Below are 24,670 nucleotides of genomic sequence, written 5' to 3' on the forward strand. Positions count from 1 at the left end.
AACGACGGGGACGACCTCACCGACGCGGATGCCGACGGCGACGGCGACGGCGACGGGGCCGCGGAGGAAGACGAGGACCAGGACTAGTCCGCATGGCGCCGCCCCTTCTCCTCGCCGTGGGCCGTGCCCGCGGCGGGCCGGAGGCGGCGCTCTTCGAGCATCACAACGCCCGCCTGCGCCCCGCCCTGGCGCTGCGCGAACTGCCCGAGGGCCGCGGCTCCCCCGCCGAGATCCGGCGGCGGGAGGGCGCGGCCATCCTCGCCGCCCTGCCTGAAGGGGCGCTCGCCATCGCCCTCGACCTCGGCGGGGAGATGCCGGACAGCGAGCGGTTGGCTGTGCTGACGGGGAAATGGGCCGAGGCCGCCCGCCCCCTCGCCTTCATCATCGGCGGAGCGGAAGGGCTGGACGAATCGGTGCTCGCCCGCGCCGACCAGCGCATCTCCCTCGGCCGCCTCACCTGGCCGCACATGCTCGTCCGCGGCCTGCTGGCCGAGGCCTTGTTCCGCGCGCAATGCATCCGCGCGAACCATCCCTATCACCGGGCCTGGCGGCCGGGCTGAATGCCTGCCGGCAGGTGTCCCCGGACTGTAAAAAAAGTAAAATCATTGCGATCAGGCGTTTTTCGGAGCAGGCTTGGGGAATGCTCGCCCTTGTCCTCGCCGCGCTGATCTGGATCGGGCTTCATCTCGGCATCGCCGGCACCTCGGCCCGCGCGGCCCTGGTGTCCCGGCTTGGCGAGAGCGGCTTCCGCGCGACTTTTTCCCTCGCCTCCGCCATCGCCATCACCCTGCTCATCCTTGCCTGGCGCGGCGCTCCGGGCGCGTTGCTCTGGGTTCCGCCCCGCCCATTGGGCTGGGCGCTGGTGCCCGTGATGCTCCTGGCCTTCATTCTCTTCGCCGGCAGTCTCATGGCCCGGAACCCGACCGCCGTCGGCCAGGGCGAGGCGCTTTCGGCCGAGCCGCAGGGCATGCTGCGGATCACGCGGCATCCCATGCTCTGGGCCTTCGCCCTCTGGGCCGCCGTGCATGTCGTGGGGAATGGCGACAGCGCCGGGCTGGTCTTCTTCGGCGCTTTCCTCCTCACCGCGCTGCTCGGCATGCCCTCGATCGACGCGAAGGTCGCGGCGCGCGACCCCGCCGCCTGGGCCGGCTTCGCGGCCCGCACCTCCATCCTGCCCTTCGGCGCGGTGGTGGCGGGGCGGAACCGGCTGGTCTGGCGGGAACTGGCGGCGCCGGCCCTGGTGGGCACCCTCGCCTGGGCTGCGGTGCTCCATTTCCACCCCCTGGCCTTCGGGGTTCCGGCCCTCCCGCCCTGAGACGCGCCGGGCCCTTGCATGCAGGGGCCGGGCTTGCGATCCCTTCGGGATTCCAGCGGCCGGAAGGGGTCCCGCATGACGCAACGCGATGGCCCGACGGCCGGCACCGCCCCGCATCCCGTCCTGGCCCATCGCTACACCAGGGCCGAGGAGCGGGAGGGCTTCGTCCGCGCGCTCTTCGATGCCACGGCCCCGCATTACGACCGCATCGACCGCATCTTCTCCCTCGGCACCGGCCCGGGCTACCGCCGCCGCGCCCTGCGGGACGCCGGGCTGCGGCCAGGCATGCGGGTGCTGGACGTGGCAGTGGGCACGGGGCTGGTGGCGCGGCAGGCCGTGGCCATCACGGGCAACCCCGCCCTCGTCACCGGGCTGGACCCCAGCGAGGGCATGCTGGTCGAGGCGCGGCGCGTCCTGCCCGGCGTCACCCTCATCCAGGGCCGGGCCGAGCGGATCCCGCTGCCGGACCACAGCGTGGATTTCCTCTCCATGGGCTACGCGCTGCGCCACGTGGCCGATCTCGGCGCCGCCTTCGCGGAGTACCGGCGCGTGCTGAAGCCGGGCGGCACGGTGCTGCTGCTGGAGATCGGCCGCCCCGAAAGCCGCCTGGCCCATCTGGTCGAGCGCTTCTACATGGGCGCCGTCATCCCCGCCCTGTGCTGGGTGGCCGCCCCGCGCCACCGCTCGGGTGAGCTGATGAAGTATTATTGGGAAACCATCGAGGCCTGCGTGCCGGCCGAGACCATCCTGGGCGCCCTGGGCAAGGCCGGCTTCACGAATGCCGCCTGCACGACCGAGCTGGAGGTCTTCCGGGCCTATACCGCCCGCGCCTGAAGGGGTGGCTTTCGCCCCCCCGGCTGGTCAAGCCCCCCGCCCCGGCGCTATGGCAGGCACCGCCGCGCAAGCAGAGGCCGTTCCCATGCCGCATCCCAAGCCTGTCATGCTCGCCATCCTGGATGGGTGGGGTTGGCGGGAGGAGCGGGCCGACAATGCCGTGGCCCAGGCGAGCACGCCGAATTTCGACCGGATCTGGGCCAGCTGCCCCCATGCCTTCCTGCGCACCTGCGGCCCCGATGTGGGCCTGCCGGAGGGGCAGATGGGAAATTCCGAGGTCGGCCACCTGAATATCGGCGCCGGCCGGATCGTCATGCAGGACCTACCCCGCATCGGCGCCGCCATCGCCGATGGCTCCATCGCCGGGCTGCCCGGCGTGGTGGAGCTGGGCGAGAAGCTGCGCGCCACGGGCGGCACGCTGCATCTCTGCGGCCTCACCTCCCCCGGCGGCGTGCACGCGCACCAGGACCACGCCCTCGCCCTGGCCCGGATCTTCACGGTCAAGGGCATTCGGGTCGCCGTGCATTGCTGGACCGATGGGCGCGACACCGGCCCGAAGGACGCCGCCTTCACCCTTCCCACCTTCGAGGCCGCCCTGCCCCCGGGGGCACGCATCGCCACCGTCACCGGCCGCTACTTCGCCATGGACCGCGACAACCGTTGGGAGCGCGTCTCCCAGGCCTGGCGCGCGATGGTGATGGCCGAGGGCGCGCCCGACTGGCCCGGCGCCGCCAGCGCGACCGAGGCCGTCCAGGCCGCCCATGCCGCCGGCAAGACCGACGAGTTCATCCCCGCCACCGTCCTGCCCGGCTATGCCGGCATGAGGGACGGCGACGCCGTGCTCTGCTTCAACTTCCGCGCCGACCGGGTGCGGGAAATCCTCGCCGCGCTGGTAGACCCGAATTTCAAGGGCTTCGAGCGCCCCCGCGACCCCGCCCTCTGCGGCGCCCTGGGCATGACCGAGTATTCGGAGGCGCTGAAGCCCTTCCTCGGCACGATCTTCCCGCCGCAATCCATGGCCGACCTGCTCGGCCCCACCGTCTCCGCGGCCGGCATGACCCAGCTTCGCATGGCGGAGACGGAGAAGTACCCGCACGTCACCTACTTCCTGAACGGCGGAGAGGAGACGCCCTATCCCGGCGAGGACCGCATCATGGTCCCCTCCCCCAAGGTCGCGACCTACGACCTGCAGCCCGAGATGTCGGCGCCCGAGCTGTCCGCGAAGGCCGAGGCCGCCATCCGCTCCGGCCGCTACGACCTGATCGTGCTGAACTTCGCCAATGCGGACATGGTCGGCCATACCGGCAGCCTCCAGGCGGCCATCAAGGCCTGCGAGGCGGTGGATGCGGGGCTCGGCCGGATCCTGTCCGCCATCCGCGACATGGGGGGCGCCCTCCTCGTCACGGCCGACCATGGCAATGCCGAGATGATGCGCGACCCCGTCACCGGCGGCCCGCATACGGCACATACGCTGAACCCCGTGCCCGTCGTGCTCTTCGGCGGCCCTGCCGGCGCCGCGCTGCATGACGGCCGGCTGGCCGACCTCGCCCCGACCCTGCTCGCCCTGCTCGGCCTGCCGCAGCCGGCCGCCATGACGGGCCGCAGCCTGATGGAAGCGGGCCCGGGGTGACGCCGCGCGGCCGCCGCGCCGCCCCGACCGCCCCCGCCAAGCGGGCGCCGGCGCGCCGCCTGGGCCTGCCGGCCCTCGCGCTGCTCGCGCTCCTGCCTGCGCTTCCCGTGCCACGCGCCCAGGCACAGGCGGACCGGCAGAGCCTGGGAGAGGCCGAGCGCGAGGCCCGCAGCGCGCGCGGGGAAGCCGCCGCCGTCGCCCGCGAGGCCCGCAGCGCCGAGGCGGCCGAACGCGCCCTGGCACAGCGAAGGGCCGAGGCCGGGCGCCGCGCCGTGGCGGCCGAGGAGGCGGTGGTGGAGGCCGAGGCAAGGCTGGAGGCCGCCCAGGCCGCCCGCGACGAAGCCGAGGCGAACCTGACCCGCCGCGCCGAGACCCTGGCGCCGATGATTCCGGCCATGCGCCGCCTCGGCCTCTGGCCGGCCGAGACGCTCCTCGTCGTCCCCGCGCCGCCCGAGGAAGCCCTGCGCGGCGCGCTGATCCTGCGCGGCGTCGCCCGGCGCCTGGCCCGGGAGGCGGCCGAGTACCGCGGGGCCCGCGAGGAGGCCGCCCGCGCGACCGCGGCGCTGGCCGCGGAACGAACCCGCCTCGTCGCCGCCCGCGTCGCCGCGCGGGAGGCCGCCGAGGCGGTGGAGGCCGCCCTGGCCGAGGCCCGCGATCGCCGTGAGGCCGCCCGGGACGCCGAGGCCGCCGCCACCCGCCGCGCCGCCGCCGCCGCCGCCCAGGCCCGCGACCTCCGCGGCGCCGTGGAGCGCCTGGAGCGCGAGGCCCGCGCGCGGGAGGCCCGGGAACGCGCCGAAGCCGCGGCGCGCGAACGCGAGGCCGAGGCGCGGGAGCGTGCCGCCGAGGCCCGGCGCCGCGAGGCCGAGACCCGCTCCCGCACGGCCGAGGCGCGCGAGGCCCGGGATGCGGCGGCCCGCGCCGCCCGCGACGCCGAGCGCGAGGCGGAGGCCGCCCGGGACAGCGCCGATGCCGCCCGCGAACGCACGCGGGAAGCCTCGGCCAGCCAGCCCTCGCCCTCCCGCGGGGCGCCGGTGGCCGGGTCCATCCAGAAGGCCTTCGGCCAGGGCGGCGCGAACGGCCAGACCTGGTCCGCCCCGCCAGGCGCCCGGGTGGTCAGCCCCTGCGGCGGGCGTGTCGTTTTCGCCGGCCCGTTCAGAAGTTACGGGCAGATGTTGATTGTGGATTGCGGCGGCGGATACCATTTCGTCCTCGCCGGGCTCGACCGGCTGGACGCGGAGCCCGGGCAGCGCGTCCTGGCGGGCGAGGCGGTGGGAACACTTGGTAACGCCGGGGGGTCTGGCGGGGGTCGCGCGTCGCTCTACCTTGAATTGCGGCGCGGCGGCCGCGCCGTGGACCCGGCAGGCTGGACCGGCCGGGGTTGACCCGACCGGGGCGATCCGGCCGGCCGGGGCGGAATTCTTAACCGCTGGGCAGGATGCCCCGCGGCAAAATCGTGAAGCGCCGTGGCCTGCCGCGGCGAGAGGGGTGTGACGGATGCGTGATCCTGCTGGAGTGTCGTCCAAGCCGCGCTTCCGCTTGCGGGCGCTGGCCTCGGTCGCCGCGGCCTTCACCGCCGGCGCCATCGCCGGGCCCGTGGTCACGGCCTGGGCACAGGACGGCTCGCGGGCCGAGACGTACCGCCTCCTCAACCTCTTCGGCGACGTGTTCGAGCGCGTGCGCGCCGAATATGTGGAGCCGGTGAATGACCGCGAGGTCATCGAGAACGCGATCAACGGGATGCTGCAGGGGCTGGACCCGCACTCCTCCTACATGAACCTCCGCAATTTCCGCGACATGCAGGTGCAGACCCGCGGCGAGTTCGGCGGCCTCGGCATCGAGGTCAGCCAGGAGGCCGGCTATGTGAAGGTCATCTCGCCGATCGACGAGACGCCCGCGGCGCGGGCCGGCGTGAAGCCGGGCGACCTGATCACCCACATCAACGAGAAGACCACCCAGGGCCTGACCCTGCAGGAGGCGGTGGAGCAGATGCGCGGCGAGCGCGGCACCTCCATCCGCCTGACCATCCGGCGCGAGGGCACCGCGACCCCCATCGAGCTCTCCCTCACCCGCGAGACGATCCGCCCGCAGGTGGTGCGCGCGCGGCTCGAGGGCAACGACATCGCCTATATCCGCCTCACCTCCTTCAACGAGCAGACCGAGGTCGGCCTCCGCCGCGCCCTGTCCAACCTGCGCAGCCAGGCCGGCAGCAACGGGCTGAAGGGCATCGTCCTCGATCTGCGGAACAACCCGGGCGGGCTGCTGGACCAGGCGATCCAGGTCTCGGATGATTTCCTGGACCAGGGCGAGATCGTCTCCACCCGTGCCCGCCGGCCCGAGGACGCGCAGCGCTGGAACGCCCGCGGCGGCGACATCAGCGCCGGCCTGCCCGTGGTGGTGCTGGTGAATGCCGGCTCCGCCTCGGCCAGCGAGATCGTCGCCGGGGCCCTGCAGGACCATCGCCGCGCCATCGTCATGGGCGTGAAGAGCTTCGGCAAGGGCTCGGTCCAGACCGTCATGCCCCTGCCGGGCAACGGCGCCATCCGCCTGACCACGGCGCGCTACTACACGCCCTCCGGCCGCTCCATCCAGGCCACCGGCATCCAGCCCGACATCGAGGTGCTGGCGCAGCGCGAGGACGCCCAGCAGAACCGGGAGCGGGACCGCGAGGCCGATCTGAATCGTGCCCTGCGGAACGACAGCAGCGCCACCGGCGCCAATGCCCGCCCGCCTGCGCCGCTGCCGCCGCTGAACCTGCCTGCGGGCGTGGTGCAGGCCGTCCAGCGCCTCCCGGCCGAGGGCGCCCCCGCCTTCGACCCGACCAAGCCGGAGACGGACCACCAGCTCCAGCAGGCGCTCGGGCTGCTGCGCAACATGGCGGCCGGCCAGCCGCAGCGCCGCGCCAGCCGCTGATCGCCGGAGACGCCGAAGCCCATCATGAAGGCCCTCGGCGTCTTCTGGCTGGTCGTGCTGGCTGCTCTCGGCGCCGGGGCCTACGCCCTGCACCGGGCGGGCCCGCCCGAGGGCGGGATTCCCGCCTCCCTCACCCGCGCGGCGGATGGCGGCGTGGCCGCCAACGACAATGCCGGAACGCCGCCCGCGCCGGCCCCGCCGCCGCCGGGCGATCCTGTCGCACCCATCCCACCGCCGCCCCAGGCGGCGAACGACAACGCCCCACCCGCGCCCGTCAGGCCGCCAGAGCCGCCGGAGCCCGTGCCGCCCCCGGCTGCGTCCGCGCCAGACCCCACCCCGGCCCGCCCGCCCCCGCCTGCCCGGGCCGCCGCCGCCGCGCCAGCGCCCACCACACCAGCGCCCACCGCACCGGCACCCGCGCCCACCGCGCCTGCACCTGCCACGCCAACCCCGGCGCCACCGCCGGCGCCGTCTCCTGCTTCGGTGCTGCCGGCCGCCCCGCCGGCGGCGCCGCCGCCCGCCCCGCCGGTCGCGGCTCCCCCTTCCGCCCCCGTGTTGGAAGCGCCGCCGAGCGCGCCGGAGCCGCCCCCACTGCCTGCGCCCGCCACCCGGGCCGAGGCGCCGGCCGACCGCCCCATCCCGCCGCCCGATCCCAGCCTGCAGGAACCCTCCCGCCACGGGCCCATCCCACGGCTCGGGCCGGAGGGCCGCACCTCCATCCGCTACTACGCGCGTCCCTTTGACCGGGCGGAAAGCCGCCCCAGGATCGGGCTGGTGGTGGGCAATCTCGGCCTTTCCGCCGCCCTCTCCGAAGAGGCGATCCGCCGGTTGCCGCCGGAAGCCGGCCTTGCCTTCTCGCCCTATGGGAGCCGCCCCGCCCCGCTGCTCGAACGCGCCCGTGCCCGGGGCATGGAGGTGCTCAGCGCCCTGCCGCTGGAGCCCGCCAACTACCCGATGAACGACCCCGGCGACCGCGCCCTGCTAACCACCCTGCCCCTGGCCGAGAATGCCGACCGGCTGGCCTGGGTTCTGTCCCGCATCGGTGGCCAGGTGGGCGCCATCGGTGCGCTGGGCCCTATGCGGGGGGAGCGCTTCGCCGCGCTGCCGGAATCCATCGGCGGCGTGCAGGACGTGCTGCGGCAGCACGGGCTCCTCTACATCGATCCCCGCCCCGGCGTGCCCAACCCGCCCCGCGCCTGGGGCCGCAGCGTGGACCTGGTTGTGGACGAGCCCGCCACGCGCAGCGAGATCGACCGCCGCCTGGCGGAGCTGGAGCGGATCGCGCGGGAGCGTGGCTCGGCCCTCGGCCTTGCCGCCGATGTCTCCCCCGTGCTGGTGGACCGCGTGGCCGCCTGGGCCGCCGGGCTGGGGGAGCGCGGGCTGGTCATGGCCCCCGTGACCGCACTCGTCCGCCGCCCCGAGGACCTTCCCCGGAACTGACCCCGGAACCGAGATGACCCAACTGCCCCTGCGCCCGAATGTCGGCGCCTGCCTGTTCAACCGCGAAGGCCTGGTGCTGGTCGCCCGCCGCGCCGACCAGCCCTCCGGCGAGGCTCGGTCCGGCGTATGGCAGCTCCCCCAGGGCGGGCTGGACCCCGGCGAGGACCCGGAACGCGCCGTGCTGCGCGAGCTCTCCGAGGAGATCGGCACGCGCAATGCCACCGTGATGGGGCGCATGGCCGAATGGCTGGATTACGACCTGCCCGCCCATCTCATCGGCAAGGCGCTGGGCGGGAAGTATCGTGGCCAGACCCAGATGTGGTTCGCCCTGCGCTTCCTGGGCGAGGATTCCGACATCCGCCTCGACGCCGACGCCCACCAGGAATTCGACGCCTGGCGCTGGCTCCCGCTCGCTGAGCTGCCCAGCATCGCCGTGCCCTTCCGCCGCCCGATCTATGAGCGGCTGGCCCGGGACTTCGCCCGCTACGCCATCCCGGGCTGAAGGCGCGCCTCTGTTCTGGGCCGTCGGTCTGTCCCGGGGAGAGGAAGAAAGAATTCTTCCTCTCCCCGGACCCCTCACCATCATCTTTTTCTTCGAGTTTGAATTCGCTCGGCTGACGGTGCGCCTCGGGTCCACGACCCGAGGCGACTGCAAAGGCAGGAACAGGCGCCCGCCAACCAGAGACCCCACGGATCCGGACTATCCACGGCAGTCAGACGGGGTTCCAAGGGCCTAAGGCCCTTGGCGGGTGAGGTCCGGAGAGGGCAGCGCCCTCTCCGGGGAGCCCGCGAAGGCCGGGACCTCACCCAGCGAAGGCGCGGGCCATGACCCGCCACATCTCCTTACGGTTGTATTCCCAGTCCAGCGGCAGGCCCCGATGCAGCTTGCCGTCGGGCCGGGCCACCGCCGGGTCGGTGACCAGCCAGGAGTAGCGGTCCACCAAACCCCAGGTGAGGAAGCTCTTCACTCCCGCGCCGATCGCCGCCGCCATGAAGGCGCCGGCGCGCTCGGCCACTAGCGCGTCCCGGGCCGGGAAGCCCTCGGGGATCGCATTGGCCTCCCGGATGTCCAGCTCCGTCACGAGCACGGAGAGGCCTTCGGCCCGGATGTCGCGGATGAAGCGGGCGAAGACATCGGGGTTGAAGGGCCGGTTCATCTGCAGATGCGCCTGGATGCCTACCGCGTCGATCGGCACCCGACGGCGCACGAGGTCCCGCACCAGCTTCAGAAGGCGGCGGCGCTTCTCCTCCGCCCAGGGCGTGTCCTCCTCCACCCCGTAGTCGTTCAGCACCAGCCGCAGCGTCGCATCCTGCTCCCGCGCGAGGCGGAAGGCAGTCTCGATGTAGCCGGGCCCGAGGGCGCGGAAGAACGGGGAGTTGCGGAACTCGCCTTCGGCCTGTGGCGTGTCGCTGCCCGGCGGGTCCGCAATGGGCTCGTTCACCACGTCCCAGTCCCGGATGCGCAACCGCGTCGTGGACAGCACGCGCGCGATATGCGCCGCCATCACGCCACGGGCGCGCGTCTGCCCCTCGCCCATGGCGGCCACGGCCCAGTCGGGGAAGGAGTCGTGCCAGACCAGCGCATGGCCGCGCACCGTCCGGCCCCGTGCCTGCCCCCAGTTGAGGATGGCGTCGAGCCCGGCGAAGTCGAACTCGCCCTCGCGCGGCTGAAGGGTGGACCACTTCCCCTCGAATTCCGGCACCAGGATGCCGGCCTCCCGCTCGAAGGCGGCGGCATAGAGCGGGTCGGTGGCCAGGAGGTTCGCCTGCACCGCCGCACCGAAGGAGAAGCCGCGATCGCGCGCAATCTGCCACAGGCCGGGCGGAGGGTTCAGATCCGGGCTGCCGGGCTGGGCGCGGGCGCAGCCGCTCATCCCGGCCGCCATGGCCGAGCCGAGGATCATGCGCCGCGACGTGCTCCCCGCCGGGGAGGACGGGGAGCGCGACATCTCAGGCGGCCGCCCCCCGGGCGGGGGCGTTCTCGTTGGCGGCCTTGATCAGCGCCTGCCGGTACTTCTCCCGCCGCCATTGCAGCAGCTTCCAGGCCCCCTTGGCCGCCATGTCGGAAAGCCGCCCGCGCGGCTCCAGCCCGATGGATTTGAAGATCATGCCCATCCCGCGCTCGATATGGCGGAAGCGGTAGAAGGCCATCGCCCGGCCCATATAGCCCGTGATGCAGCGGTCATGGCTGTAGGGCGTGTCCGCGGTCTCGTTGCCGCAGTGATAGGCAAAGGCCAGCTCGTCATCCTCGGATTCCCCGATCCGGCCGGCGGCGACGCGCAGGCGCTTGGGGAAGGAGAGCTTCTCGCGGGCCAGGTAGCGCTTCATATGGTCGTAGAAGAGCTTGAAGTGCCGGTACTCGTCTGCCGCGATCAGGCGACAAACCTGCTTCAGCACCGGCTCCTCGGTGCTGTCGCCCAGCGCGGTGTAGTAGGAGGACGTACCAGTCTCGACCATGCAGCGGGCGATCAGCTCGCCCGTGCGGGAGCCGCGGATGGAGGCGTCCGCCTTCACGTCGATCTTGTAGCCGGCCCGGTAGCGGCTGAACGCCTCGTCGAAAGACCAGCCGGGATCGGCCAGTTCGCCCCACTTGCCCAGCGCGTCGCCATGCTGGACCTCCTCCACCGCCCAGTTGTCGGCGGCCTGGCGGAAGTCGGGATCCCCGACGAAGACGTTGTTGAGGTAGACCGCGTAATCGACGCCGTTCTTCTCGACGAGGGCGGCAGCCTTCACCAGCGGGATGATCTCGGGGTCTACCTTCGACGGGTCGAAGCTGTCCCAGGCGATCTGGTCGAGGGTCCAGTGCTTCATGTGCTTCCCGGCCTTCAGCGCGATTCCTGCGGCCCATCATAGCGCAACGGGGCGGCCCGAGGTCAGGCCGCCCCGTCGGGCATGACAGGCACGTGACACATCTCGCGGCACGAGCGGGCGGTTTCAACCACCCGCCGGGCCGGTTCAGGCGGCCTGGGCCGCCTCCTCAGGCGGCTTGGGCCGCCTCTTGCATGGCGCGGGCGGCCATCACGCGGTCCATGGCCTTCTCCCGGATCTCCGGCGCGTCATTCGTGGCGGCGGCCAGAGCGGCCTCCGCCTCGGCGACGCGCTGGGTTGCGGCGGCGCGGGAGAGGGTGGCGACCGGGGTCGCCTCATCCGCCAGCACCGTCACGCGGGTCGGGGTGATCTCGGCGAAGCCGCCCATGATGAAGAGGCGCTCGGTCTCCCGCCCGCCCTCCGTCACCCGGATCACGCCGCCCTTGAGGGCGACGATCATCGGGGCATGGTTCGGCAGCACGCCCATATCGCCTTCGACCGCCGGGATGACGGCCATCTCGACGGGACGCGAGAGGAGCAGGCGCTCCGGGCTCACCAGCTCGAGGTCGAAGGTCGCCATGATCTTACGCCGAAACCTTCAGCGTCTCGGCCTTCTTCACGGCCTCCTCGATGGTGCCGACCATGTAGAAGGCGGCCTCTGGGAGGTGGTCGTACTCGCCGGCCACGATGCCCGCGAAGGAGCGGATCGTATCCTCGAGCTTGCAGAAGACGCCCGGCGTGCCGGTGAACACCTCGGCCACATGGAAGGGCTGGGAGAGGAAGCGCTGGATCTTGCGCGCGCGCGCCACGATCAGCTTGTCCTCTTCCGAGAGCTCGTCCATGCCCAGGATGGCGATGATGTCCTGCAGCGACTTGTAGGTCTGCAGGACGCGCTGCACCTCGCGGGCCACGCGGTAGTGCTCCTCGCCCACCACGCGCGGGTCGAGCGCGCGGGAGGTGGAGTCCAGCGGGTCCACGGCCGGGAAGATGCCCAGCTCGGCGATGGAGCGGTTCAGCACCGTCGTCGCGTCCAGGTGGGCGAAGGAGGTGGCCGGGGCCGGGTCGGTCAGGTCGTCGGCGGGCACATAGATGGCCTGCACCGAGGTGATCGAGCCCTTCTTCGTGGAGGTGATGCGCTCCTGCAGCGCGCCCATGTCGGTGGACAGGGTCGGCTGATAGCCCACCGCGGAGGGGATGCGGCCGAGCAGCGCGGACACCTCGGCGCCCGCCTGGGTGAAGCGGAAGATGTTGTCGATGAAGAAGAGCACGTCCTGGCCCTGCTCATCGCGGAAGTACTCCGCCATGGACAGGCCGGAGAGGGCGACGCGCGCGCGCGCGCCCGGCGGCTCGTTCATCTGGCCATAGACCAGCGCCACCTTGGAACCCTCGGTGCCGCCGTTCTCGCCGAGCTTGATGACGCCGGCGTCGATCATCTCGTGATAGAGGTCGTTGCCCTCGCGGGTGCGCTCGCCCACGCCGGCGAAGACGGACACGCCGCCATGCCCCTTGGCGATGTTGTTGATCAGCTCCTGGATCGTCACGGTCTTGCCGACGCCGGCGCCGCCGAACAGGCCGATCTTGCCGCCCTTCAGGTAGGGGGCGAGCAGGTCCACCACCTTGATGCCCGTCACCAGGATTTCGGCCGCGGTGGCCTGGTCCTCGAAGGAGGGGGCCTCGCGGTGGATGGTGTAGGTCTTGTCGTGCGGGACCGGGCCGCGCTCGTCGATCGGCTCGCCGATGACGTTCACGATGCGACCCAGCGTGCCCTCGCCGACGGGCACGGCGATGCCCTTGCCCGTGTCCACCACCTCGGTGCCGCGGACCAGGCCGTCGGTCGTGTCCATGGCGATGGTGCGCACGGTGCGCTCGCCGAGATGCTGCGCGACCTCGAGGACGAGGGTGCGCTCGCCCACCATGGTGGTCAGCGCGTTCTGGATGTTCGGCAGCTCGGAGGGGAACTGCACGTCCACGACGGCGCCGAGGACCTGGGTGACCTTGCCGACGTTGTTCTTCATGGGTTGGCTCCTGTCAGACCGCTTCAGCACCGGAGATGATCTCGATCAGCTCCTTGGTGATGTTGGCCTGTCGCGTGCGGTTGTAGTTGAGCGTCAGCCTGTTGATCATGTCGCCGGCGTTGCGGGTGGCGTTGTCCATCGCGGTCATCTGGCTTCCATAGAAGCCGGCCGCGTTCTCCAGCAGCGCACGGTAGATCTGGATGGCGAGGTTCTTGGGCAGCAGCGCCGCCAGGAGTTCCTCCTCGCTCGGCTCGTACTCGTAGAGGGCCGGCAGCTCGCCCGCGGCGGCGGGGGCGGCGGCCGTGTCATTCGCGGGCAGCGGGGCGGGGATGAGCCGCTGCTCGCTCGCCACCTGGCTGATCACGCTCTGGAAGCGGTTGTAGATCAGCGTACAGACGTCGAACTCGCCCGCCTCCAGCATCGCGGTGATGCGGGTGGCCAGCTCGTCGGCCTGCTCGAAGCCGATGCGCTTGACGTTGTGGTAGCTGACCTCGCCGACGAAGCGGCTGCCGAACTCGCGCTTGAGGTAGGTCGCGCCCTTGCGGCCCACTGTCAGCAGCTTCACCGTCTTGCCCTCGGCCTCCAGCGCGCGGATGCGGGCGCGCGCGAAGCGGCCGGCATTCGTGTTGAAGGGGCCGGAAAGGCCGCGCTCGGCCGTCACCACGACCAGCAGGTGGACCTGGTCGCGCCCCGTGCCGATCAGCATCTTCGGCGCATCGGGGCTATCCGCCACCGCCGCGCCGAGGGAGGCGAGCATGCGCTCCATCCGCTGGGCATAGGGTCGCGCCGCCTCCGCCTGCGCCTGGGCGCGGCGGAGCTTGGCGGCGGCGACCATCTTCATCGCCTGCGTGATCTTGCGCGTGGACTTCACGCTGTTGATGCGACCGCGCAGGTCCTTGAGGCTGGCCATGGAGGCTCTCCGCTCCCTCCCGGCTCAGCCGAAGGACTTGGCGAAGCCGTCGAGGAAGGCAGCCAGAGCCTTGTCGTTATCGCCGGTGATCTGCCCGCTGCTGCGGATCGATTCCAGGATCTCGGGCTTGGCGGCCTTCAGCTCGGACAGCATGCGGCTCTCGAACTCGCCGACGCGGTTCACGGGCACCTTGTCCAGGTAGCCGCGCGTGCCGGCGAAGATCGCCACCACCTGCTCCTCCACCGGAACCGGCGCGTACTGGGGCTGCTTCAGCAGCTCGGTCAGACGCGCGCCGCGGGCCAGCAGGGCCTGGGTGGAGGCGTCGAGGTCCGAGGCGAACTGGGCGAAGGCCGCCATCTCGCGGTACTGCGCCAGCTCCAGCTTGATCTTGCCGGCCACCTGCTTCATCGCCTTGATCTGCGCCGCCGAGCCCACGCGGGACACGGAGAGGCCGACATTCACGGCGGGGCGGATGCCCTTGAAGAACAGCTCGGTCTCCAGGAAGATCTGGCCGTCCGTGATCGAGATCACGTTGGTCGGGATGTAGGCGGACACGTCGCCCGCCTGCGTCTCGATCACCGGCAGCGCCGTCAGCGAGCCGAGGCCGGCGGCCTCACCCATCTTGGCCGCGCGCTCCAGCAGGCGGGAGTGCAGGTAGAACACGTCGCCCGGATAGGCCTCGCGGCCCGGCGGACGGCGCAGCAGCAGCGACATCTGGCGGTAGGCGACGGCCTGCTTGGAGAGGTCGTCGTAGAAGATGACCGCGTGCATGCCGTTGTCGCGGAAGAACTCGCCCATGGTGCAGCCGGTGTAGGGCGCCAGGAACTGCATCGGGGCCGGGTCGGAGGCCGTGGCGGCCACGACGATCGAGTACTCCATCGCGCCGCGCTCCTCGAGGGTGCGGACGAGCTGGGCGACGGTGGAGCGCTTCTGGCCGATCGCGACGTAGATGCAGTAGAGCTTCTTGCTCTCGTCGCCCTGCGCGTTGATCGGCTTCTGGTTCAGGATCGTGTCGATGATGACAGCGGTCTTGCCCGTCTGGCGGTCACCGATGACCAGCTCGCGCTGGCCGCGGCCGATCGGGATCAGGCTGTCGATCGCCTTGATGCCGGTCTGCATCGGCTCGTGCACGGACTTGCGCGGGATGATGCCCGGCGCCTTCACCTCGACGCGCGAGCGCGTCACGTCGGTGAGCGGGCCCTTGCCGTCGATCGGGTTGCCGAGGCCATCGACCACGCGGCCGAGCAGGCCACGGCCCACGGGCACGTCCACGATCGTGCCGGTGCGGGAGACGGTGTCGCCCTCGCGGATGCGGCTGTCGTCACCGAAGACCACGATGCCGACATTGTCGGTCTCGAGGTTCAGCGCCATGCCGCGCACGCCGGCGGAGGGGAACTCCACCATCTCGCCGGCCATGACGTTCTGCAGGCCGTAGCAACGGGCGATGCCGTCACCGACCGTCAGGACGGTGCCGACCTCGGCCACATTGGCGTCGGTGTCGAAGCCAGCAATCTGCTGCTTCAGGATGTCGGAAATTTCGGCGGGACGGATGTCCATGGTCAGGCGGCCCCCTTCATGGCGTAGCTCAGGCGCTGAAGCCTGGACTTGATGGAAGTGTCATAGAGGCGGGACCCGATCTTCACGATCAGGCCGCCCAGGATGGACGGGTCCACTGTCTCGGACAGGCGGACATTCGAAAAGCCAGCCTCGGTGAGGCGGGCCACGATCTGGGTGCGCTGGGTGGCGTTCAGCGGGTGCGCCGTGGTCACCTCGGCGGCCTGCTGCCCGCGCTGCTCGGCCAGCAGGAGGCCGAAGGTGGCCAGGACGGAGGGAAGCTCCACCAGGCGACGGTTGGCGATGAGCACGCCCACCATGTTCTTCACGTCCCCGCCGATCCCGGCGCGGTCCAGCACGGCGAAGGCGCCGGCCTGCTGGGCCTTCGCGCCCAGGCGCGGGTCGTCGAGGAAGGCGCGGAAGCCGGCATCGTCCCGCGCCAGGGAGGCGAGGTTCTCGACATCGGTCGCGACGGCATCGACCGTCTTCTTGTCCTTGGCCAGCTCCAGCAGGGCCAGGGCGTAGCGCTGCGCGACGCCGCCCGTGCGGGGGCCGGAGGCCTTGTTCTGGGGCTGGTCGTTGGCGGCTGCTTCGGAGGCCACTGGCGATCCCGTTCGAGGGGTTGGTGAGGACCCGTCGGCCCGCTCCGCGCCCGCGGCGCCGGGCTGGCGTCACAGGGGTTTCACGGACCTGCGCGAGACGCCCCGGGGAATCCCCCCAGGCGCTGGCGCGCGCCCCTTAACATGATGCAATGCGGCGCGGCAATCGCCTGGATCGGAACGATCCGCCGCTCCGCGCGGCTTCCGTGCCCCCGGCCGTCGGGAAGCGCCCCGGGGAAGGTTGGAAGATGGTGATGCGAGGGGCCAATGGAACCCTCCCCCCTGCTGAGACGCTTCATATCCGACGGGTGGCGGCGCGGTGGCGCCGCGCAGGCCCGGCTTTGAACGACAAACCTCCGAAGGGGGCGACCATGGACAAGGACAGGACCGACCAGAAGCGGGACCAGGAGACGAATTCCTGGGTTTCCGACCTCAAGCCCGGCGCGGGCAGCCAGGCCAAGGCCGACAAGGCGGTCGAGGATAGCTTCCCCGCCTCGGACCCGGCGAACATGAACACCGGCACCACCGGCTTCATCGCGCCGGATGGCGAGGACCTGGGCAAGAAGACCGACGAGGGCGGCGGCGAGGCCGGCACCCGCTCGGGCGGCAAGCCCTAAGCCCATGGCCGACCCCAAGGTCCAGGAAACGCCGGAGGCACGGCGGCTGCGGGAGACGGGGGGCTGGGAAGGCGGCCCGCAGCCCGGAATCGGCCCGGGATCCGAGCTGGACGAGGCCCTGGAGAAGGACCCCACCCATGCCGATCCCGCGACGCACTCCCCCCTGCCCGGATTCGTGGACCATCCGGACGAGACGGAGAGCCTGATCGAGGGCGAGGGCGTGGCCAACGCCCGCAACGCCATCGAGAGCCTGCCCCGCCAGGGCTGAGGCAGGACGGACGCCTGGAGGCCCGCCCCGGATGCATTCCGGGGCGGGCCGAGGCGTGCCTAGAGAAAGCTCACCGGGTCCACATCCACCTGCACCCGCACGGCATTCGGCACCTCCACGCGGGAAAGCCACTCCCGCAGGAGCGGCTGGACCGCGACATCCCGCCGGGCCTTCAGCAGCAGCCGGCGCCGGTGGCGGCCGCGCAGCATGGCCAGCGGTGCCGGGGCCGGGCCGAGCACCTGCACGCCATCGCCACCCGGCGCGGCCAGGCCCAGGTCCCGCGCCACCCGGTCGGCCGCGCGCTCATCCTCCGAACTGACAATCAGCGCCGCCAGCCGGCCGAAGGGCGGCCAGCCGCCGGGACGGCGTGCCTCCGCCTCCTCGGCCATGAAGGCCGGCAGGTCGCCGGAGACGAGGGCCTGCATCACCGGGTGGTCCGGGTTCCAGGACTGCAGCATCACTCGCCCCGGGCTTTCCGCGCGTCCCGCGCGGCCCGAGACCTGGTGCAGCAGCTGCACGGTGCGCTCCGCCGCCCGCAGGTCCCCGCCCGCGAGCCCGAGATCGGCATCCACCACCCCCACCAGGGTCAGATGGGCGAAATGCCAGCCCTTGGCGACGATCTGCGTCCCGATCAGCAGGTCCACCTCCCGGTCCGCGATCTGCCGCGCGGCTTCCGCCGCCGCCGCCGGGCCGGGGATGGTATCGCTGGCCATCACCAGGCGGCGGGCATCGGGGAAAAGGATCGCCGCCTCTTCCTGCACCCGCTCCACCCCCGGCCCGATGGCCGTCAGGCTCCCCTCGGCGCCGCATTCCGGGCAGTGCTGGGGGATCGGCTCGGCATGGCCGCAATGGTGGCATTGCAGGCGCCGCTGCGCCCGGTGCTCCACAAGCCAGGCCGTGCAATTGGGGCAGCGGATGCGGTGCCCGCAGGTGCGGCACAGCGTCATCGGCGCGTAGCCCCGGCGGTTGAGGAACAGCATGGCCTGCTCCCCCCGCGCCAGGGTCTCGTTAATGGCCTCGATCAACGGCGGGGCGATGAAGCGGCCCCGCTCCGGCGGCACCTTCCGCAAATCCAGCACCGTCACCTCCGGCAGGCCCGCGCTGCCATGGCGGCGGGGCAGGTTCACCGCGGCATAGCGGCCCTGCTCGGCGTTGGTCAGCGTCTCCAGGCTGGGCGTGGCGGAGACGAGGACGCAGGTGGCCTCGGCCATCCGCGCCCGCACCACGGCCATGTCCCGGGCGTGGTAGATGACTCCGTCCTCCTGCTTGAAGGCGGTCTCGTGCTCCTCGTCCACGATGATGAGGCCGAGATCGGGGAAGGGAAGGAACAGGGCCGAGCGGGCGCCGACCAGCACCGCCGCCTCCCCATCCGCCACCGCGCGCCAGGTGGCCCGGCGCAGCCGGCCCGACAGCTCGGAATGCCAGATGGCCGGCGCACAGCCGAAGCGCGCCTTGAAGCGGTCCAGCCACTGGGAGGAGAGCGCGATCTCGGGCAGCAGCACCAGCGCCTGCCGGCCCTGGCGGAGGCATTCCGCCACCGCGTCCAGATACACCTCGGTCTTGCCCGAGCCCGTCACCCCCGCCAGCAGCGTGACGCCGAAGGCCCGCTTCGCCACGGATTCGCGCAGGACGGCCGCCGCCTCCTCCTGCTCCTCGGCCAGGGAAGGCCCGGGATGCTCCGGGTCGGGCCGGGTGAAGCTTCGGGGCCGCGGCAGCAGCGCGGGCTCGATCAGCCCCTGATCGGCCATGCCGCGCAGCACGCCGGTCGAGACCTCCGCCTCATCCGCGATATCGGCCCCGGCCCGGGGCTCGCCGGGCTCCATCACGTCCAGCACGCGGCGGCGCTGGGGGGTCATGCGGTAGCCCGGGGCGCCACCCTGCGCCGCCTCCCCGGCGGCCGAGAGCTTCCATCCCGCCTGCTGGCCCGGCGGCTCGAGCGCGGAGGGCACGGACATCGCCATGCGCAGCACGGCGCCAGGCGGCGAGAGGGTATAGGCGGCCACCCACTCCACGAAGCGGCGCAGCGCGGGCCTCATCGGCGGCGCGGGCAGGACGCCGATGATGTCGCGCAGGCGCCCCTCGGCCAGCTCCGGGTCGGGCTCGCCATCCCACACCACGCCCAGCATCTCTCGCCCGCCCAGTGGCACGGCGACGAAGCTGCCGATTTCCGGTAGGGGCGCGCCGTTCGGCACGCGGTAGTCATAGGCGCCGCCACTCGGCGTATCGAGCGGCAGGGGGAGCAGGACGCGGATGCGCCGCGCGGGTGGGCCCTTGGGCGCGGCACCCCGCCGTTTGCCCTTCCCCGTCGCCGCCGGGGCGGACACAAGCCCTTCCCCGAACAGCCCGCCGTCGAAGGAGGGTTCCTTGGCGCTGGACTCGGCCTCTTCCATCGCTATTGATCCGCCCCTGACAGGCCACCCAGGACCGAGCTCATGAAATTCTTCGTCGACACCGCCGAGGTCTCCGAAATCCGCGCCCTCGCCGAGAGCGGGCTGCTCGACGGCGTCACCACCAACCCCTCCCTGATCGCCAAGTCCGGCCGCCCGATGGCCGAGGTGATCAAGGAGATCTGCGACATCACCCCCGGCCCCGTTTCCGCCGAGGTCACGGCCACGGATTACGACGGCATGATGCGCGAGGGCGAGCATCTCGGCCGCATCGCATCCAACGTGGTCATCAAGCTGCCGCTGACCGAGGCGGGGCTGCGCGCATGCAAACATATGGTGAACAACGGGGTGATGGTCAACGTGACCCTTTGCTTCTCCGCGGCCCAGGCGCTGCTCGCGGCCAAGGCGGGGGCCACCTATATCTCCCCCTTCGTCGGGCGGCTGGACGATATCGGGCAGGACGGCATGCAACTCATCGCCGATACCGTGCAGATCTATGACAACTACCCCGCCCTCCGCACCGAGGTGCTGGTGGCCTCCATCCGCCACCCCATCCACCTGATCCAGGCGGCCAAGCTCGGCGCCCATGTCGCCACCCTGCCGCCCTCGGTCATCAAGTCCCTCTACAAGCACCCGCTGACCGACAAGGGGCTGGAGACCTTCCTGGCGGACTGGAAGAAGACCGGCCAGTCCATCCTCTAACTCCCCTGTAGCGCCGGGGGCCGGGGGCGATTCGCCTCCCCCGGCCCGCCCTGGCACAGTGCCCGCCATGACCCGCCCCGCCCCCCAGCCAGAGGAGCCGAACCGCGAGGCCGAGGCGGCGCGGGTGGCGACCTACCTGGCCGCCCATCCGCGCTTCCTCGCGGAACGGCCCGGCCTCTACCGCGCCCTGCACCCACCCCAGCGCGTGCATGGGGAGAACCTGGCCGACCACATGGCCGCCCTCCTGGCCGCCGCCCGCGCCGAAACCGGCGCCGTCGCGGAGGTGGCACGGGGCGCGCAGGACCTGACCCTGCGTGCTGCCCTCGCCGTGACCGCCCTGATCGGCGCCGCGGATCCCCTGGCCGTGGTCTCGGCCGAATGGCCCGACCTGCTCGGGCTGGAGAGCGCGGCGCTGGCGGAGGAAGGCCCCCCCTCCCCTTCCCTGCGCGCCCTGCCGGACGGCGCCATCGCCCGGCTGACCGACGGCCGCGAGGTGCTGCTGCGCGACGCCCCCGCCGAGGCCGCGCTGCTGCATGGTGAGGCCCATCCGCTGATCACCCGCGATGCGCTCGCGCTGCTGCCCGGCTCCTATCCGCGCCTGCTCGTGCTCGGCGCGCGGGAAGCGGGGCGGCTGCCGCTCCGGGGCGCCACCGCGCCGCTGCGCCTGCTGGCCCATGCGCTGGCCCGGGCACTGGATACGACGCCCGGGACAAGCGCGTGATCGCCCCCCTCGCCGCCCGGGAAGCCTTCCTGGAATGGCTGGCGCAGGAGCGCCGCGCGAGCCCGGAAACCGTGGAGGCCTATGGCCGCGACGTGGCGGAGCTGCTCGGCTTCCTCGCGAACCACCAGGGCGAGGAACCGGATCTCGCGGCCCTGCGCCTGGCCGACCTGCGCGCCTTCCTCGCCCACCGCGCCGCGCAGGGCATCGGCGCCTCCTCCCGCGCGCGGCAGCTCTCGGCCATCAAGACCTTCCTGCGCTTCCTCGTCCGCCGCCACGGGCTGGCGCCCCTGCCGCTGGGCGGGCTGACCGGCCCGCGCCGCAAGCCGCCCGTGCCGCGCGCCCTCACCGAATCCCAGGCCCGCACCGCCACCACCGACAGCGCCGAGGACAGCCCGGCCATGGCGGCACGGAACCAGGCCCTCTTCACCCTTCTCTATGGCTGCGGCCTCCGCATCTCCGAGGCGCTCTCCCTCGACATGCGCGACGCGCCGCGCGCCGGGGTGGGGCTGCGCGTCATGGGCAAGGGGCGCAAGGAACGCGTGGTGCCCGTGCTGCCGGCGGTGGAACAGGCCATGGCCGAATGGCTGCGCCACCGAGGCCCGGCCACACCCGACGCGCCCCTCTTCACCGGCGCCAAGGGCGGGCGGCTGAACCCCGGTGTCGCCCAGCGCGCGCTGCGCGACCTGCGCCGCGCGACCGGCCTGCCCGAACACACCACGCCGCACGCCCTGCGCCACTCCTTCGCCACCCACCTCCTGGGCGGCGGCGCGGACCTCCGCGCCATCCAGGAACTGCTGGGCCATGCCAGCCTCTCCACCACCCAACGCTATACGGGCGTGGACCAGGCCGGACTGCTGGACACCTGGCGCCGGGCACATCCCCGCGCGGACTGATCCGCCTTGTCCTGATGTGCTGGTCTGCCCCGGGGAGAGGGAAGAAGGAATTCTTCCTCTCCCCGGACCCGTCGAAGGCAGTGCCTTCGACCATCATCTTTTTCTAGACGTTTGGAATCACCAGGGCTGACGGTGCGCCTGAGGTGGATGACCTCAGGCGACTGCAACGGCAGAACAGGCCCCCGCAACCCGAGACCCCTTCAATCCGGGGCATCCACGGCAGTCAGACGGGGTTCCAAGGGCCTCAGGCCCTTGGCGGGGCGAGGGCAGAGCCCTCGAACGGAAACCCACCCCACCCTGATTGCGCCCCCGCATCGGCCGGGCCCATGATCCTGGCCAGGGATCATCCTGGGGAAACGACCATGCGCACTCCGCTTCTCTGCGGCGGCTTTGCCCTCGCCTTCGCCGCGGGCCTGTTCGCCGCCCGCATCGTGCCGCAGGCCGAGGCCCAGCCGGCGCCGGGCATCGCGCCCCGGATCGTCAACCTGACCGCGATGACCGAGGACGAGATCGGCCCGCTGGTGAACAACACCGACCTCCGCTCCCGCACGCTGGTCGCGACCGAGCATGGCACGGTGGCGGTGCAGAGCGGCAACGTGTTCAAGCACTTCCATTCCGAGACGGACGAGATCCAGCTCATCCTGGACGGCACCGGCTCCTTCTGGCTGGGCGACCGCGAGGTGCAGGTGAAGCCCGGGGACCTGATCGTCATCCCGCGCGGCACGCATCACGCGGGTTCACGCGCCGCGACCGGGCGGTTCCGCGCCCTGGCGATCAAGCTGCCGCCGCAGCGCGCGGGGGACACGCACCCCGCGCCCTGAAGCCGGGCCGGTCAGTTCCTGGGAAGGCCCGGCCACACGCCGGGCCTGACGCCCAGCGCGGTGAAGAGCCCGTAGGCGGTGATGCCCAGCGCCACGGCGAGGAACTGCCCGTCCAGCCCCATCCCGGCGAGGTCGGACAGCATCCAGCCGCCGCCCACCGCCACCGCGATGCGGGAGAGGCCGGCCAGCATCGGCCACCCCATCCGCCCCGCCCCCTGGGAGGCGAAGTACATCGCCATGCCCAGGCCGAAGCCGCCGAAGGCCGGGCCGGTATAGGAGAGGGCGCGCGCGGCGATCTCCACCACCGCCGGATCGGCCGAGAAGAAGCGGGCAAAGCTATAGGGGGCCATGGCCACCGCCGCGCCGATCACGCCGGTGACGGCGAAGGCCATGAAGCCTCCCGTCCAGGCCAGGCGCCGCGCCCCTTCCCAGTCTCCCGCACCCACCGCGCGCCCGACCAGCGCGGTCAGCGCCGATCCCACGCCGAAAGCAATCGGGATCATCAGGAATTCCAGCCGCGCCGAGATGCCGTAGCCCGCCACCGCCGCCGGCCCCTGGGAGGCGATGCGCGCGGTGACGAGGATGGTGGTGAGGTTCGCCACCCCCGCCAGCGCACAGGCCACCAGCCCCACGGAGAGGATCCGCCAGAACATCGCGCCTGAGGGCCGAAGCCGCAGCACCGGCCGGAACCCCGCCCCGCCCCGCAGCACCACCAACCCCATGACGAGGCTGGAGGCAATGAACACCGCGGCCATGGCGGCGCCGATACCGGGAAGGCCCAGCCCGGCGGGCTCGGCCAGGGCCCAGGCCAGGGGCGGATAGGCCATCCAGGTCAGCAGCAGCACCCGGGCCGCCAGCGCGTGCCGCCCCCCGCCGCGCAGGACCGAGGCGAGGGTGTTCGCCAGCCAGACCGGCACCGCCCCCACCCCGAAGAGCAGGATGGCATAGGGCGCCGCCGCCTCGGCCGCCGCAGCGCCGCCGATGAGACCCAGGACCGCATGGGGAAAGCCCGCGAGCAGGATGGCGAAAGCCGCCCCCGCCAGCACGGCGATGAGCACGGCATGGATCACGAGCGCCGAGGCCTCGTCCCGCCGCCCGCCGCCCAGGGCGCGGGCGATGGCCGAGGCCACGCCGCCGCCCATGGCGCCGGCCGACATCTGCTGCATGAGAAGGCTGAAGGGCAGCACCACCGACCAGCCGGCGAGCGCCGCCGTGCCCTGGCGCGCGGCCAGCCAGGTCTCGGCCACCTGCCCCGCCGCCTGGAGCAGCGCGCTGAGCGCGGTGGGGCCCGCCAGGGCGAGGATCTGCCGCGCGGCGGAGGGACGCGGGGCCATGATGGCCAGGCCGTCAGCCATCGGCCAGCTCCGCGAGAGCCAGGCGGCGCCGCATCGCCTCCCCCGCCCCGGGCCCGGGCAGCAGCCGCACCGCCTCCGGCGTCAGGGGCCGCCCATCGGCCCCGGCGGGCGGCGGCACGGCGATGTCCTGCCCCGTCGTGCGGTCCACCATCCGCACGGCCGGCCCGTTCGGCGCCATCCAGCGGTCACTCCATTGCTTGAGGGCAAGGAAGGCCGGGAAGAAGTCGCGGCCTTTCTCGGTCAGCCGATACGCATGGCGCGCCCCTTCCGGCACGCGCTCCAGCATCCCGTGCTCCACGAGCTCCTTCAGCCGCGTGCTGAGGATGTTGGAGGCGATGCCGAGATGGCGGGCGAAGTCGTCGAAACGGGTGGTGCCGTAGAAGGCCTCCCGCATCACCAGGATGGCCCAGCGTTCCCCCAGTACCTCCATGGAGCGGGCGATGGGACAGCCCATCCGGGAGAAATCGGTGCGCGGCATGGGCGACCCTCGGCAGCTTGCGTGATGCAAGCCAATTCGCTTGCATAATGCAAGCTGAACCCTCGCCGGTAGGCAGCGATGCCCGAAAGCGGGCGCGGGAACGGCCGCTAGCCGCGCCCGAGCGCTCGCCGGATGCCGCGCCCCCATCCGGACAGCCTCGTGTTCACCGAAGCCTCGGTCGATTCGATCCGGGCCACCGCGCCGGGCCAGCGCCCCTGCACCCAGGCCCAGCGATTGGCGGCCCAGAGATACTGGTCCCGCAACACGAAGACGCCGAGGGCGAGGAAGAGGAAGCCCTGGAGGAAGGGCAGCACGCATCCCAACACGCCAAGCGTGAGGAAGGACCATCCCAGGGCCTTGCGGCGGGGCCGGGGGTTCAGGGTGACGAAAGCCGGGCGCGTCTCGTTCATCGC

General features: G+C 72.3%; 25 protein-coding genes. 14 read left to right on the forward strand and 11 right to left on the reverse strand.

From position 1 onward, the window contains the following. Positions 1 to 92: 92 nt before the first annotated feature. From BUB97_RS09075 to BUB97_RS09110, 8 genes are all read left to right on the forward strand, one after another. The gene (locus tag BUB97_RS09075; protein WP_073133843.1) at positions 93 to 560 is read left to right on the forward strand and encodes a 23S rRNA (pseudouridine(1915)-N(3))-methyltransferase RlmH; all 468 of its coding nucleotides are present in this window, start codon (positions 93 to 95) and stop codon (positions 558 to 560) included. Between the two features lie 80 nt (positions 561 to 640). After that, positions 641 to 1,315: an NnrU family protein gene (locus BUB97_RS09080; protein WP_073133845.1), complete on the forward strand. Its 675-nt coding sequence runs from the start codon at positions 641 to 643 to the stop codon at positions 1,313 to 1,315. 75 nt (positions 1,316 to 1,390) lie between these two features. Next, positions 1,391 to 2,149, forward strand: coding sequence for a class I SAM-dependent methyltransferase (locus tag BUB97_RS09085; RefSeq protein WP_073133847.1), 759 nt, complete (start codon positions 1,391 to 1,393; stop codon positions 2,147 to 2,149). An 85-nt stretch (positions 2,150 to 2,234) separates the two neighbouring features. Beyond that, entirely contained in the window at positions 2,235 to 3,779 is a 1,545-nt protein-coding gene (gpmI, locus tag BUB97_RS09090) for a 2,3-bisphosphoglycerate-independent phosphoglycerate mutase (protein ID WP_073133849.1), read from the forward strand. Further along, a complete protein-coding gene (locus BUB97_RS09095; RefSeq protein ID WP_073133851.1) occupies positions 3,776 to 5,161 on the forward strand; it encodes a murein hydrolase activator EnvC family protein in 1,386 nt (461 codons plus the stop codon). Before gpmI ends, BUB97_RS09095 begins: the two co-directional genes overlap by 4 nt. 130 nt (positions 5,162 to 5,291) lie before the next feature. Then, positions 5,292 to 6,689 carry a S41 family peptidase gene (locus BUB97_RS09100; protein ID WP_245818252.1) on the forward strand — a complete coding sequence of 466 codons (1,398 nt, stop codon included), beginning with the start codon at positions 5,292 to 5,294 and terminating at the stop codon, positions 6,687 to 6,689. 24 nt (positions 6,690 to 6,713) lie between these two features. Next, entirely contained in the window at positions 6,714 to 8,129 is a 1,416-nt protein-coding gene (locus tag BUB97_RS25790; RefSeq protein ID WP_139281317.1) for a divergent polysaccharide deacetylase family protein, read from the forward strand. Between the two features lie 13 nt (positions 8,130 to 8,142). Continuing rightward, positions 8,143 to 8,631, forward strand: coding sequence for an RNA pyrophosphohydrolase (locus tag BUB97_RS09110; RefSeq protein WP_073133857.1), 489 nt, complete (start codon positions 8,143 to 8,145; stop codon positions 8,629 to 8,631). 301 nt (positions 8,632 to 8,932) lie between these two features. Here BUB97_RS09110 and BUB97_RS09115 read toward each other — a convergent pair whose 3' ends face one another. The 7 genes from BUB97_RS09115 to BUB97_RS09145 all read right to left on the reverse strand — a co-directional run bounded on the left by BUB97_RS09115 (position 8,933) and on the right by BUB97_RS09145 (position 16,018). After that, positions 8,933 to 10,078, reverse strand: a complete 1,146-nt coding sequence (locus BUB97_RS09115; RefSeq protein ID WP_073133859.1) for an endo-1,4-beta-xylanase — start codon at positions 10,076 to 10,078, stop codon at positions 8,933 to 8,935. A gap of 1 nt (position 10,079) precedes the next feature. Further along, positions 10,080 to 10,940: a ferritin-like domain-containing protein gene (locus BUB97_RS09120; RefSeq protein WP_073133861.1), complete on the reverse strand. Its 861-nt coding sequence runs from the start codon at positions 10,938 to 10,940 to the stop codon at positions 10,080 to 10,082. A 166-nt stretch (positions 10,941 to 11,106) separates the two neighbouring features. Further along, complete coding sequence (gene atpC / locus BUB97_RS09125; protein WP_073133863.1) at positions 11,107 to 11,517, reverse strand: ATP synthase F1 subunit epsilon; 411 nt, start codon at positions 11,515 to 11,517, stop codon at positions 11,107 to 11,109. Positions 11,518 to 11,521: 4 nt separating this feature from the next. After that, positions 11,522 to 12,952, reverse strand: a complete 1,431-nt coding sequence (gene atpD / locus BUB97_RS09130; RefSeq protein ID WP_073133865.1) for a F0F1 ATP synthase subunit beta — start codon at positions 12,950 to 12,952, stop codon at positions 11,522 to 11,524. A 13-nt stretch (positions 12,953 to 12,965) separates the two neighbouring features. Further along, a complete protein-coding gene (locus BUB97_RS09135; RefSeq protein ID WP_073133867.1) occupies positions 12,966 to 13,862 on the reverse strand; it encodes a F0F1 ATP synthase subunit gamma in 897 nt (298 codons plus the stop codon). A gap of 24 nt (positions 13,863 to 13,886) precedes the next feature. Beyond that, complete coding sequence (atpA, locus tag BUB97_RS09140) at positions 13,887 to 15,419, reverse strand: F0F1 ATP synthase subunit alpha (protein ID WP_073133869.1); 1,533 nt, start codon at positions 15,417 to 15,419, stop codon at positions 13,887 to 13,889. Positions 15,420 to 15,421: 2 nt separating this feature from the next. Further along, positions 15,422 to 16,018 (reverse strand): F0F1 ATP synthase subunit delta, encoded by a 597-nt coding sequence (locus BUB97_RS09145; protein WP_073133871.1) that lies wholly within the window; start codon positions 16,016 to 16,018, stop codon positions 15,422 to 15,424. Between the two features lie 368 nt (positions 16,019 to 16,386). Here BUB97_RS09145 and BUB97_RS09150 point away from each other — a divergent pair, with 368 nt between their 5' ends. Together BUB97_RS09150 and BUB97_RS09155 are read left to right on the forward strand one after the other, a co-directional pair. Then, positions 16,387 to 16,632: a hypothetical protein gene (locus tag BUB97_RS09150; RefSeq protein WP_073133872.1), complete on the forward strand. Its 246-nt coding sequence runs from the start codon at positions 16,387 to 16,389 to the stop codon at positions 16,630 to 16,632. Between the two features lie 4 nt (positions 16,633 to 16,636). After that, positions 16,637 to 16,900 (forward strand): hypothetical protein, encoded by a 264-nt coding sequence (locus BUB97_RS09155; protein WP_073133874.1) that lies wholly within the window; start codon positions 16,637 to 16,639, stop codon positions 16,898 to 16,900. 59 nt (positions 16,901 to 16,959) lie between these two features. On the opposite strand, the gene BUB97_RS09160 is transcribed toward BUB97_RS09155, so the two are convergent. Then, positions 16,960 to 19,290, reverse strand: a complete 2,331-nt coding sequence (locus tag BUB97_RS09160) for a primosomal protein N' (protein WP_245818253.1) — start codon at positions 19,288 to 19,290, stop codon at positions 16,960 to 16,962. Between the two features lie 42 nt (positions 19,291 to 19,332). Here BUB97_RS09160 and fsa point away from each other — a divergent pair, with 42 nt between their 5' ends. From fsa to BUB97_RS09180, 4 genes are all read left to right on the forward strand, one after another. Then, on the forward strand, positions 19,333 to 19,989 hold the full coding sequence (gene fsa / locus BUB97_RS09165; protein WP_073133876.1) for a fructose-6-phosphate aldolase: 657 nt from the start codon (positions 19,333 to 19,335) through the stop codon (positions 19,987 to 19,989). Positions 19,990 to 20,056: 67 nt separating this feature from the next. After that, complete coding sequence (locus tag BUB97_RS09170) at positions 20,057 to 20,710, forward strand: hypothetical protein (protein WP_073133878.1); 654 nt, start codon at positions 20,057 to 20,059, stop codon at positions 20,708 to 20,710. Next, the gene (locus BUB97_RS09175; RefSeq protein ID WP_408906128.1) at positions 20,707 to 21,603 is read left to right on the forward strand and encodes a tyrosine recombinase XerC; all 897 of its coding nucleotides are present in this window, start codon (positions 20,707 to 20,709) and stop codon (positions 21,601 to 21,603) included. The genes BUB97_RS09170 and BUB97_RS09175 overlap by 4 nt, the downstream gene beginning before the upstream one ends. A gap of 362 nt (positions 21,604 to 21,965) precedes the next feature. Beyond that, positions 21,966 to 22,424 (forward strand): cupin domain-containing protein, encoded by a 459-nt coding sequence (locus BUB97_RS09180; RefSeq protein ID WP_073133880.1) that lies wholly within the window; start codon positions 21,966 to 21,968, stop codon positions 22,422 to 22,424. An 11-nt stretch (positions 22,425 to 22,435) separates the two neighbouring features. Here BUB97_RS09180 and BUB97_RS09185 read toward each other — a convergent pair whose 3' ends face one another. The 3 genes from BUB97_RS09185 to BUB97_RS09195 form a co-directional block, all read right to left on the reverse strand. After that, the gene (locus tag BUB97_RS09185; RefSeq protein WP_073133882.1) at positions 22,436 to 23,779 is read right to left on the reverse strand and encodes an MATE family efflux transporter; all 1,344 of its coding nucleotides are present in this window, start codon (positions 23,777 to 23,779) and stop codon (positions 22,436 to 22,438) included. Continuing rightward, positions 23,772 to 24,257: a winged helix-turn-helix transcriptional regulator gene (locus tag BUB97_RS09190; RefSeq protein WP_073133884.1), complete on the reverse strand. Its 486-nt coding sequence runs from the start codon at positions 24,255 to 24,257 to the stop codon at positions 23,772 to 23,774. Before BUB97_RS09190 ends, BUB97_RS09185 begins: the two co-directional genes overlap by 8 nt. A 107-nt stretch (positions 24,258 to 24,364) precedes the next feature. Beyond that, positions 24,365 to 24,667 carry a PGPGW domain-containing protein gene (locus tag BUB97_RS09195; RefSeq protein ID WP_073133886.1) on the reverse strand — a complete coding sequence of 101 codons (303 nt, stop codon included), beginning with the start codon at positions 24,665 to 24,667 and terminating at the stop codon, positions 24,365 to 24,367. Between the last annotated feature and the right edge of the window lie 3 nt (positions 24,668 to 24,670).

Source organism: Muricoccus roseus (assembly GCF_900141905.1).
In the GTDB taxonomy this organism is placed as follows: domain Bacteria; phylum Pseudomonadota; class Alphaproteobacteria; order Acetobacterales; family Acetobacteraceae; genus Roseomonas; species Roseomonas rosea.